This is a genomic window from Vibrio sp. D173a (assembly GCF_030248475.1).
In genome coordinates, this window is sequence record NZ_JAHGAH010000241.1 from 1 (window position 1) to 11,604 (window position 11,604).

The following is an 11,604-nucleotide window of genomic DNA, read 5'->3' on the forward strand; positions in this document are numbered from 1 at the left end:
TTAGGCGGTTGGAAAGATACCAAAAGGACGGGTAGAGCTTCAATAAAGGTGCTTTGGGAAGGATGGTTTAAACTACAAACCATCCTTGAGGGCTACGAACTCGCAATGTCTTTTGACCCTTAGATTTGGGATAAAGAGACAGGACAGGCGCAGGCTTTAAGTTCGTTAAGCTAGATTCACAAGGTGCTGCTTTAGCTGCAGATGCGACTGAGTGGGCTTGTACTATGGACGAGCGTACTGGTCTTGTTTGGGAAAACAAGAGTGCGGATGCGAGCTCGGTTCAATTTAAAGATCGTACATTCGTGTATGAGTCAGCAACATTCAAACCGTATTACGAAGATCTTGAAGTCGTTGGTTGTGTGGATGCTGCTGATGGCATCTGTTCAACAAGCCAATATGTTGAACATATAAACAAGCAATCACTATGTGGCATTAGTGACTGGCGCCTACCAACATACCAAGAGTTCTACGATGTTCTCGACTTAGGTGAGACAGAGAAAGATGCCGACGGCAATGTCTATGGTATGACGACAGCTTACTTCCCTCAACAGGGTAAGGGCAGCCCTGATATTGAATCCGGTGCTATTTGGCTGAGTGATTTCACATTTAATAATTACTCTACTGCTAACTACGAAGGTGCGCTTCAATTTGCAGTCGTTGCAGCGAAAGGCGCTGACCGTGGTTACGTCAGCTTTGTTGAGATTTATTCTGACAAAGTGGAGCGTAACGCAGGCGCATCATTCCAATTCCCAATCCGTCTAGTAGCAGTAAAGGGCCAATAAGATGAAGAAACTAATCACCGCGTTATCTCTTGTTCTAGCTTCTCAAGCAGCCATGGCGGCACAAGAATGTTCAGCTGATTTTGGAAAAACAGCGCCTAACACTCGTTACACCTACTCTGATGCTGGGACGGTAACTGACTTAAAAACGGGCCTAACGTGGATGCGTTGCCCTGTTGGCTCAACGTGGAATGCGGCAAATGAAGCATGTGACGGCGCTGCGACTAAGATGTCATGGCAGTTAGCGCTATCAACCGCTGAGCAAATCCGCAATGAATCAGGTAACCATGTTTTGCATGACTTCGCGGGCAAAAAGAATTGGCGCTTACCAAACGTTAAAGAGTTGGTCGCGTTGACGGAACGTGCTTGCCATAGCCCTGCGATGAACGGCACTGCATTTGCAAGTGGTTACACGCTAGAAGCGGGTGACTATGCAGGTTACATCTGGAGTAACACTCCAAACGGTGATGGGTCAAATGTCATGGTGTTTGATTCAGTGAATGGTGAGGTTTACAACTGGAACCCACTAGAGCCGACGAACACTTTCTCTGTTCTACTGGTCACTTACGAAGAATAATCACCCCGTTGGATTTTCTCTAATCCAGATATTAAAAAGCTCCGCCAGTGCGGAGCTTTCTTCATTTCTAACCTTTGGAACTTATCGTGTTGAGCAGAGTATTTAAACTTGGAACTGCTTAAGCTGATGCTTTTGGTTTTCTGCTAAGCCAGACAGCTCTTGCGCCGCTGCGGCGGATTGAGTGATACCAGTGACGTTCTGACTCACCAATTCATAGATGGTGCTCAGATTGTTGTTGATGTCTGACGTTACTTGCTTTTGTTCTTCAGAAGCGGTTGCAACTTGGGTGTTGATTGCATTCAAATCTGAAATTGCGCTGTTGATGTCACTCAGTGAACGACTTACTTCTGAAGCAAGCGTTTGGTTGTCTTCTAACATGGCTAAGCTTGAATGCATGCTTTCGTTTGCGTGACCAGACTGTTGTTGTAGCTCTTCAATGATGGTCTGGATCTCTTTGGTCGACTCTTGAGTTCTCGCCGCCAGCATACGAACTTCGTCAGCTACCACGGCAAAACCTCGACCACTTTCACCTGCTCGTGCCGCTTCAATTGCCGCGTTCAATGCAAGTAGATTGGTTTGTTCAGAGATGCTCTCAATAACTTCGATCACTTTTCCAATCTGCTCGGACTGATCTTTAAGCGACGTCACTACATGCGCTGCTTCATTCAGCTGGTCAGCCATTTTTGCGCTCGCACGTGTGCTTTCTTCAAACATACTCAAGCTTTGAGACGTCAGTTTGCTTGCTTCATTCGACGCACTATCTGCTTGTTGTGCATTACTTGAAACTTCTGCCGCTGTGGATTCAAGTTGGTTAATCGCAGACGCGACTTGTTCAACTTCTTGCTTCTCTTGATCCGAGTTCGCACTGCTTTGCGTCATCACGGTTGCCAGCTCTGTCGATGCTGAAGCGACATCTTCACTGATTCGAACCAGAGAATCGACCGTACCACGAAGTTGGTGGATGGTTTGGTTTACGTCATGCGCCAGTTGTGAGACTTCGTTTTTGCCCACTTCGTCTGCTTCGACCAACAAGTTACCTTTTGCTACTTCTTGCATGGTTTGTTGTAGGTTGCGGATTGGAGCAACAATGTAGCTCGCTAGCAGCCAACTGATCAAAGAGGCAATAGAGAGAATAACCACTAGAGATACCGTGCTATAGGTCAGGGTATCAGAGTGAAGAATGCCATTTTCCTCGACTTCATCGGTAACGATTTGGTTGAGCTTTTTAGACAAGTTGTCGATAGCGTTAATCATCGCTTCACCGGCAAGGCGGTATTGACCCATCGCGGTTTCATACTCTCGGTCAAAATCGGAAGTGGTGTAATCAGAAGAATGCTTGGTATTAAGAAGTGGCGTCATGGTGACACGAGTAAAATCGACGTAGTGATTCATGGCGTCGCGCATGGCGTTTACTTCAGCCTGAATACCTTCAATTTTATCGATAGAATTAAGAAACTCTCGGTTTGTTGTTTGGCGTTGTTGCAGTTCTTGGTTCAGTGTTTTGACATCTTCCGCCCTGAATAGACTATAAATCGCCTTAATGCGCATCGCGTAGGTGTTGTCTACGATAGAGCCCAGCTCTTCTTTATGCACGATAAGGTTATTGGTAGAAACCGTCACTTTGTCGAATGCTTTCTCTAACTTTCCTATGCCTATGCTCAAACCAACGATGAGCAGTATGACAGTGAAAAGCACGGGCACGAAAACCTGTGACTTAATAGACAGCGTGCTAAGTAATTGACGCATGATTGACCCTCTAAAGATTATAACTATTATCATTTTTGTAAATAAAGCCAGTCGATTCCAATTAGTAAGCTTGATATATCAATAATTTAACGATGATTATTTGTTATGAAATATATTAAAAGTGATGTGGTTGGCATTTTGTTATTAGCAAAACATTGCAAAGTGTTTTGAGCTCAAAAGTAAATAAAGTTTGATTGCTGATTTATTAAGCGGAAATGACAACATGTCATAGAGGCTTCAACTAAGTGAAACACAACTGTCATATTTGGATTCTAAAGTGAGCACCGTTCAAGTGAAACACAACGGCAATAAAGCCACTTAAAGGAAATTGTGATGAAAAAGACAGTAATCGGTGCAATCGCACTTCTAGGCGCAATGGCAGTGACTCCTGTTTCTGCTAAAGAAACTATCTCTGCAGTGGGTTCTAGCAGCGTAACTCCACTGATGGAAGTTTTCTCTGAAACATACATGAAGACAAACCCGAACGTATTTATCGAAGTTCAAGGCCCTGGTTCATCTGCAGGTGTTAAAGCAGCGAAGAACGGCTCTGCTGACCTAGGTATGTCTTCTCGAAACCTAAAAGATTCTGAAAAAGAGCCAGCGCTAAAAGAAGAAGCAGTTGCTCTAGACGGTATCGCAGTTGTTGTAAACCCACAAAACAAGCTTAATGGCCTAACAGCTGAGCAAGTTACTGCAATCTACAAAGGTGAAGTAACAAACTGGAAAGACGTTGGCGGTGCAGACAAGCCAATCGTTGCAATCACTCGTGATACGGCTTCTGGTACTCGTGGTGCATTCGAAGACATCATGAAGCTAAAAATGAAAATTTCTGGTAAGAAAGTATCGGCAATCTCTCAACGTGCTCAAGTTGCTAACGGTAACGGCGCACTGAAGACAATGGTTGCTTCTAACCCATACGCAATCGGCTACATCTCTCTAGGTACAGTTGATGGCTCTGTAAACGCACTTCCAATTGATGGTATCCAAGCTTCTGTAGACAACGTGAAAAACGGTTCTTACAAAGTTGCTCGTCCATTCCTTGTTCTTTACAAAGAAGGCAAGCCATCAGCTGAAACTCAAAAATTCCTAGACTGGATGCTAACTGAAGAAGCGCAAGCGCTAGTTGACCAAAAAGGTTACATCTCAGTTCACTAATCCCATCGGGACTCTAAAGTTTGCTCAGCCCACCATTTCGGGCTGAGCCTTTTCTATCCATTGTGTTCGACGCCATTGCCAAGAACCGTGAGATTTTTATGACCATCGCAACAAATAGTGAAAAGCTTATGACTACTGACGCTAAAGCGATCAGCAAGCCAGGCCTACGCGAAAAACGCCGCGTTGACTGGAAAGAGCGCATCTTCCACGGCTTGTTCCTAACGAGTGCTGTAATCGGCATCGTATCATTAGCAGTTATCGCATACTTCATCGTTCGAGAGAGTATCCCAGCATTCCAAGAAGCGGGCGTCTCGGGCATCGTTCTAGGCCAAAACTGGCTACCACCAGCACTTTACGGTGTTGCAACCATGATTGTTGCTTCTATCGTTTCGACAGCAGGCGCTGTTTTAGTCGGTGTTCCAGTTGGTGTCTTGACCGCTATCTTCATCGCTGAAATCGCACCAAAGCGTTTGGCTGACATCATCCGCCCAGCGGTTGAGTTGCTAGCCGGTATCCCTTCGGTGGTTTACGGTTTCTTCGGTCTGGTTATTATCGTTCCATTGATTCAGAACGTATTTGATGTACCAGCCGGTAACACTATCCTGGCCGGTATCATTGTTCTTGGTGTGATGATTCTACCAACGGTAATTACGGTTTCTGAAACGTCTATCCGCGCGGTTCCTCGTACTTACAAAGAAGGTTCTTTGGCACTGGGCGCATCGAAAATCTACACCATCTTTAAATTGCTCGTTCCAGCGGCTCGCTCAGGCATCATGACAGGTGTGATTCTGGGTATCGGTCGTGCTTTGGGTGAGACCATGGCGATCATCATGGTAATGGGTAACGCGCCGGCAATGCCTGAAGGCATCCTTGATTCGGCACGTACGCTAACCGCAAACATCGCTATTGAAATGTCTTACGCAAGTGGTGTTCACGCGAACGCACTTTACGCTACAGGTGTAGTACTTCTGGTCTTCATCATGTCGTTGAACGCTGTACTACTGTACCTAAACCGAGAAAAAGCGAAGTAATCGCTCGTTAAAGGTGACTATTATGGATCGCGCAAAACTGAAAAAAGCACGCCAGTTCAAAGATAATGTCTTTAACGCATTTGTCTGGATCTCGGCAGCACTGACGGTAGGTTTCTTGTTCTGGATTATCTGGTACATCCTATCAAATGGTCTACAACACGTAGATTGGAACTTCATTACTGATAACTACACGCGCACAGGTGAAGAGCACGGTATCTTCCCAATGATTGTGGCGACAATTTACATGGTTATCGCATCTATCGCAGTGGCTGCGCCACTCGGTATCATGACGGCAATCTACTTGACCGAATACGCGAAAGTGGGCAGTCGTTTGGTGAAAATCATCCGATTCTGTACCGAGTCATTGGCGGGTATCCCGTCGATCATCTTCGGCCTGTTCGGCATGACTTTCTTCGTGGCGATTCTTGGCCTTGGCTTCTCGATTCTGTCGGGTGCATTGACGCTAAGTATCCTAATCCTGCCAGTTATCATCCGCACCACGGAAGAAGCGTTGATGGCAGTACCACAAACGTACCGTGAAGGCTCTTACGGCCTAGGTGCATCTAAGATTTACACTATCTGGCGTTTGATTCTCCCGAGCGCAATGCCAGGTATCTTAACCTCGGTCATTCTAAGTATTGGTCGTGTCATTGGTGAGTCTGCTCCAGTATTCCTGACAGCAGGTATGGTTGCACGTATTCCGGATTCTCTATTGGATTCAGGTCGTACATTAACCGTTCACCTATACAAACTGACTACCGAACTGTTTACCATTGAAGAATGGAATCAGGCTTACGGTACCGCGACAGTTCTGATTGTTGTTGTTCTATTGATCAACATGTTCACAAAACTGATTGCACGACGTTTTAACACCGCAACTTACTAACGAAACGAATTAAGAACGCACGTTAAAAGACACGAATTCAAGATTTAAGAGATTAAGAAAATGAACAAGTTTGATATTGAAAACCTAGACCTATTCTACGGTGAAAACCAAGCACTGAAATCGATCAACCTGCCAATTCCTGTTCGCCAAGTGACGGCGCTTATCGGTCCTTCTGGTTGTGGTAAATCAACACTACTACGTTGTTTGAACCGCATGAATGATCTAATCGAAGGCGTAAAGATCACGGGTAAGCTGTCAATGGATGGCGAAGATATTTACAGTAACATCGACGTTGCTGACCTTCGCATCAAGGTGGGCATGGTATTCCAGAAGCCAAACCCATTCCCAATGAGCATTTACGAGAACGTGGCTTACGGTCTGCGCGCTCAAGGTATCAAAGATAAGAAACACATTGATGAAGTGGTTGAAAGTTCACTTCGCGGTGCAGCACTTTGGGACGAAGTAAAAGACCGTCTTAAGTCACACGCATTTGGTCTTTCTGGTGGTCAGCAGCAGCGTCTTTGTATCGCACGTACCATTGCGATGGAACCAGATGTGATTCTGATGGATGAACCAACATCGGCACTTGACCCAATTGCGACGCACAAAATCGAAGAACTGATGGAAGAGCTGAAGAAGAACTACACCATCGTTATCGTAACGCACTCAATGCAGCAAGCGCGTCGTATCTCAGACCGCACCGCGTTTTTCCTAATGGGCGAATTGGTTGAGCACGATGACACACAGGTGATCTTTAGCGAACCAAAAGACGACCGTACTCAAGGTTATGTAAACGGTGACTTCGGTTAATCAACCTATTTATTGGCATATACACAAATAACTATAAGCGATGGTACTCTTGCCCCTCTTGATGAGGGGCTTTTTTTCATTGTTAGGTTGATTGTTTTCTCAACATTAATAATCTTCATCATGAATCATTTTTGCGCCGATATTTGCAGTATGTAATTCTGATGAAACATCTGTCTAAAAATGTTGAAAGGTTCTCGAATGTGAAATTAAGTCCATATTTTTTGCGAAAGACTTAACAGCTCAACTTGGATTCCATTGATTGCATATCACCAGCTAAGTAGTTTTTTGTTGAAAATAAAAAAGTAGATTAGGTTGGCCAGGTGAGTTTAAAAAGTTTTACGAGGACGGTTTCTTCCACGAGAGACCACAGATTATTGGCGGAGGCCATATTCAAACATCTAGAGCAGCACTTTTCTCCAGGTGCCATTGCTATTTTTGATGACCCGTTAACGAACTCGTCTGGCTCGGTAAGGTTCTCACGAGGCGATCTGTTCCCTATTCAAGAATATCCGCAAGCCTTTTGGGAATGGGCAAGCCAGTTTGATACCTCAGAGGGCATCATTCCCTTGGCTATCAATACATGTAACTGGAACCATGCCCAAGATTTGGGGGGCGAGAGCTACATTATGATGCTCGACAACACGCCAATTAAACGTACCTACCTACTTATCCAAAACGTTCAAGCTCGCTCCGCCCACAACATCTATGAAGAAAGTTACGATGCAATGCAACTGTCAGCGGCTCGCTGGCAATGTATTCGTGCAGAAAAGAACGCTTCCCTTGAAATGAAGCACCGTGACGTGCGTGAAGCTCAGTACGTGGATGAGCTAGGGCAACGTGAGCGTTTTATCGAGAACATGAAACTGGTGCAGCAAGTCGCGCTGGATATCTCTAATCCTGACTCCCTAAAAGATCTCTATTTAAAAGCGGTGGAAGCACTGCGCGAGCGATTGGGCTTTGATCGTTCAACTCTGATGTTGCTCGATATGAAAAAACGTAGCTTCAGCGGTACTTATGGAACTAACGAGTCGGGCAGCACGATTGACGAGTTCCACACTCAGTACGATTTACATCAATTAAGTGAAGAGTACATTGCGACCCTTTCGAGCCCGGAACGTAACTTGGTTATCGTCGATGATGCACCCATTTATACCGCGGGCAAAGTCGTCGGGCAGGGGTGGAATGCGATGTTGATCTTGCGCGACGGTAATGAACCTTTTGGCTGGTTTGCCTTGGATAACTTTATTCACCGTAAGCCGATTACCGCTTACCAAAAACAGATGTTGGAATCCTTTGGCTCTTTATTTTCACAGATCTTCATCCGCAAACGCCAAGAACAAAATGTACGTATGCTTCATTCCAGTATGGTTGAGTTATCACGCTGTACCACGGTAAGTGATGTGTGCAAATCCGCCGTCACATTTGCGATTAAGAATTTAGGCATCGACCGAATGGCAGTGTTCTTAACCGATGAAAATTGCTCTTATATGCAAGGCACTTGGGGAACCGACATCCAAGGTAACGTGGTTGACGAATCTTACTTTTTTGGTGAAACCCAAGACTTCTCTTTGATTAACTTAGCCCGATCGATGCCAAACGAAGTTGCTTTTGAGGAATCGGTTCCTATCTATCATGACTGTAAAATTGCGGGCTTTGGCTGGGCGGCAATGACGGTGCTGACCTCGAACAGCAGTGGCCCCATTGCCTTTATCGCTGTTGATAACCTTTTGACTCGTGCTCCTCTCACTTCTCAACTGCGTGAAGTGATTCGAATGTTTGCCTCCAGCTTGGCTGAAGTTCTTCAACGTACACAAGCGCAAGAGGCCATCCGAGAGTTGAACGAAAACTTAGAGCTCGAAGTTAAGAACCGAACCAAGGAACTGCAAGAAGCGAATCGACAACTGGAGATTTTATCCAAACTCGACCCATTAACGCGCTTAGGTAACCGCCGTATGCTGGAGCATGTGATGCAGAAGTACTGTTACCTCGAGCATGATGAGCTCATGTCTTTTGGCTTGATTCTTATCGACATTGATCACTTTGGCTTGTTTAACAATCATTACGGGCATTTAGAGGGCGATATTGCGTTGATGCGTATTGGTAATATCCTCGAGCACCATACTAAAGATGAAGACGAAGTCTTTTGTCGCATTGGCGGGGAAGAGTTTGTCTTGTTGATGATTGGATCGAGCCAAGAAGAAGTTCGATTACGTGCAGAGTGCATTCGTCGTTGTATTGAGGAAGAGGGTATCAAGCATCGTCATAATCCAGAAGGCGAATTGCTGACGGTGTCGGTTGGCTATTCTTGCTATCAGGCGCAAGGAAAATACTTCAATTTTGACCACCTCTATCAGCTTTCGGATAAAGCCCTTTACCAAGCCAAAAATAGCGGTCGAAACTGCGTGCGCATGTTTGAGGCAACAGACCAAATTGTGGCCTAAGCAAGCACGCACGAATAAGACTGAAATAAAATGGCAGCTCGATGTGAGCTGCCATTTGTCGTCTTAGTATTTAAAGAACTCACTAGAGCTTTTCTAGCTGGTGGCTAGGTTTGCTTTTTTTCTCTTTAGCCAGTTGTTTGACCTTGGCGATCAGAGAGTTAGGTTTCCATTCCTGTTGCGTTGAACTAAAGCGAGAGTGGTTCATCACATTCAGTTCTTCTTTTACTGCTTTCACTGCTTCAGACTCATTGCTGAGGTGGTGAGTGTTTAAGTAGTCGTTAACTGCTCTTTCAATCTTGACGCTGTCACCTTGTTTGATGATGTTTTCTAGATCTTGCAATGATGAGCCGTGAGTCGACGTCTCAACTTTTTCTGCCTTTGGCGCTCCACGTTTTTTCCAAAGCCCAAACGCAATCGCTGATGAGACAAGCCACAGCAAACCAAATACGAATGTCAGCGTTTTCCAGATAGAATCCACACCACCTTGAACCACAGGGGCAGACGTTGTCGCTGGTTGTGCTGGTAACGCACTTTCTGGCAGCGTGATTAAGCCACTATCGCTTTTCTCGACATTAAGCTTCAGCGATGTGATATCCGCTTGTCTTGCTTGGTCACGGTTACTGTCCCACCAATTTAGGCTGTAACCCGGCAGGGTAAGATCGCCAGCTTCAGTCGGAATTAATACCTGTTTGACTGTCATGGTTACCGTTCCATCGCGGGAGGTTTCAAACTGAGGTTGCTCTGGATAAACACGCAAAGTACTAGGGTAGACGATACCAATGCGAGGTAAATATTCTGCCTGAGTTCCGCGAGCTCGGATGCGGATCGTACGTGTGATCGATGTGCCCTGTTTTACAGTGTTAACTGTAGTTGCTGATAGTGGATTACCTTGCTCATCTTGCCAGCTTTGTGTCATTTCCAGTGCGGAAGCTGGTAGCCAGTTACCTTTAAAATCCTTCGGAATAGGCTTCACAGTAATCGGCATTTGCTCTGCTTTGGTATTGATTGGCATGACCTTGGTAGAACCAGTTAGGCTGTCGCCGTAGATGTAAGAACCAGTCAAACGAGGGCCCACCAGTGTGTAAGATCCCGGCTTTTCAGCTGTGATGTTGAAAGCTTGCTCTACAACCGTAACTTCAAGCCCATCAATGATGCGCTGGCCTTGCTTCATGTCACTGGCTGGCTCAATTTTCATTCCTTCAATGCTTGGCGGCACGATTTGCGGATTATCTAAGCGACGAGGATCGACTTTTATCGCCAGTTGCATGCGAAGTGTCGCTGACTGCTGTGGATACAAAGTGTGGCTATCGACACTCATATCGAAGCTAAACAAATCTTCTAGGCTAGGTTTTGCTTGGTTTTTGGTTACTCGTAACTTAATTGGCTCGGTCTTCATACCGTCTGCAGAAAAGCTCGGAATGGTGACGACGCCTTCTTTCATCGGTGCAATCGAGATGCTCCATTCCGTTCGAACGGTTTTGTGGCCATTAATGTTATTGCTTGAACGACCGTAACGAGGCTGCCCTAAAAAAAAGTCTTGTTTCAATACATCGAAATCAATCGCGTCTGAGCCAAGCTCGGTATCTGCCATGATCCTTAAGTTGATCACTTCGTTCTTCGCCACCTGAGTTTTGTTTACACTGGCTTGAAGGCTTTGTGCGAAAACCGAAAAGTTGGTCAGTAGGCTGGCCATTAGAACAAAGACCAGTTTGGCGCCTTTTTTCATCATGGACTTACCACTCCTTATTTGATTGTTGTGGACGCTGTTTTTGTTGCGCTTGAAGTTGCATTTGAGCTCGAATCAAGAAGCTAGGGTCACGTGCGCTTTCTACCGCCTCAAGGCGGCGGAATTCAGGATCATCCTGAGGCGTTTTTTCTGGTTGAGTTTGCGCCTGTGTAGGTTCACCTTTTTGTTGTTCACCTTGCTTTTCTACTTCTTGTTCGGTCTTTTTCTGCTTAGCTTTTTGCTCGGGTTTCTCATCTTCTTTTTTATTTTCAGTATCTTGCTGATTTTGTGACTGCTGTCCTTGCTCTTGTTTAGCATCAGTCTGAGACTTTGGTTGCTGCTGTTGCTGCTGTTGCTGCTGTTGCTGCTGTTGCTGCTGTTGCTGCTGTTGCTGCTGTTGCTGCTGTTGCTGCTGTTGCTGCTGTTGCTGCTGTTGCTGCTGTTGCTGCTGTT

The 11,604-nt window shown here is 45.5% G+C and carries 8 protein-coding genes and 2 pseudogenes; 7 read left to right on the plus strand and 3 right to left on the minus strand.

What is annotated here, in order from left to right; all coding sequences use genetic code 11:
- Positions 1-143: 143 nt before the first annotated feature.
- Positions 144-782, plus strand: a pseudogene (locus KIV40_RS21685) (DUF1566 domain-containing protein); the annotation flags it as partial.
- Position 783: 1 nt separating this feature from the next.
- Positions 784-1,356, plus strand: coding sequence for a DUF1566 domain-containing protein (locus tag KIV40_RS21690; RefSeq protein WP_285351267.1), 573 nt, complete (start codon positions 784-786; stop codon positions 1,354-1,356).
- A 102-nt stretch (positions 1,357-1,458) separates the two neighbouring features.
- On the opposite strand, the gene KIV40_RS21695 is transcribed toward KIV40_RS21690, so the two are convergent.
- A complete protein-coding gene (locus KIV40_RS21695) occupies positions 1,459-3,102 on the minus strand; it encodes a methyl-accepting chemotaxis protein (protein WP_285351268.1) in 1,644 nt (547 codons plus the stop codon).
- Between the two features lie 333 nt (positions 3,103-3,435).
- On the opposite strand from KIV40_RS21695, the gene KIV40_RS21700 reads away from it, so the two are divergent.
- From KIV40_RS21700 to KIV40_RS21720, 5 genes are all read left to right on the plus strand, one after another.
- Positions 3,436-4,257: a phosphate ABC transporter substrate-binding protein gene (locus tag KIV40_RS21700; protein WP_011999394.1), complete on the plus strand. Its 822-nt coding sequence runs from the start codon at positions 3,436-3,438 to the stop codon at positions 4,255-4,257.
- 98 nt (positions 4,258-4,355) lie between these two features.
- Positions 4,356-5,288 (plus strand): phosphate ABC transporter permease subunit PstC, encoded by a 933-nt coding sequence (gene pstC, locus KIV40_RS21705; protein WP_009704934.1) that lies wholly within the window; start codon positions 4,356-4,358, stop codon positions 5,286-5,288.
- Positions 5,289-5,310: 22 nt separating this feature from the next.
- Positions 5,311-6,174: a phosphate ABC transporter permease PstA gene (gene pstA, locus KIV40_RS21710; protein WP_005441059.1), complete on the plus strand. Its 864-nt coding sequence runs from the start codon at positions 5,311-5,313 to the stop codon at positions 6,172-6,174.
- 60 nt (positions 6,175-6,234) lie between these two features.
- Complete coding sequence (gene pstB, locus KIV40_RS21715) at positions 6,235-6,984, plus strand: phosphate ABC transporter ATP-binding protein PstB (protein WP_285351270.1); 750 nt, start codon at positions 6,235-6,237, stop codon at positions 6,982-6,984.
- 374 nt (positions 6,985-7,358) lie between these two features.
- Positions 7,359-9,425: a GGDEF domain-containing protein gene (locus KIV40_RS21720; protein WP_285351271.1), complete on the plus strand. Its 2,067-nt coding sequence runs from the start codon at positions 7,359-7,361 to the stop codon at positions 9,423-9,425.
- An 82-nt stretch (positions 9,426-9,507) separates the two neighbouring features.
- Here KIV40_RS21720 and KIV40_RS21725 read toward each other — a convergent pair whose 3' ends face one another.
- Positions 9,508-11,154, minus strand: coding sequence for a BatD family protein (locus KIV40_RS21725; protein WP_285351272.1), 1,647 nt, complete (start codon positions 11,152-11,154; stop codon positions 9,508-9,510).
- A gap of 4 nt (positions 11,155-11,158) precedes the next feature.
- Positions 11,159-11,604, minus strand: a pseudogene (locus tag KIV40_RS21730) (hypothetical protein); the annotation flags it as partial.

Bases quoted from the DNA above. Each gene is read 5' to 3' on its own strand.
- pstA (WP_005441059.1), top strand. From the start codon at position 5,311: ATGGATCGCGCAAAACTGAAAAAAGCACGCCAGTTCAAAGATAATGTC.
- KIV40_RS21695 (WP_285351268.1), bottom strand. From the start codon at position 3,102: ATGCGTCAATTACTTAGCACGCTGTCTATTAAGTCACAGGTTTTCGTG.
- pstC (WP_009704934.1), top strand. From the start codon at position 4,356: ATGACCATCGCAACAAATAGTGAAAAGCTTATGACTACTGACGCTAAA.
- KIV40_RS21725 (WP_285351272.1), bottom strand. From the start codon at position 11,154: ATGATGAAAAAAGGCGCCAAACTGGTCTTTGTTCTAATGGCCAGCCTA.
- pstB (WP_285351270.1), top strand. From the start codon at position 6,235: ATGAACAAGTTTGATATTGAAAACCTAGACCTATTCTACGGTGAAAAC.
- KIV40_RS21690 (WP_285351267.1), top strand. From the start codon at position 784: ATGAAGAAACTAATCACCGCGTTATCTCTTGTTCTAGCTTCTCAAGCA.
- KIV40_RS21700 (WP_011999394.1), top strand. From the start codon at position 3,436: ATGAAAAAGACAGTAATCGGTGCAATCGCACTTCTAGGCGCAATGGCA.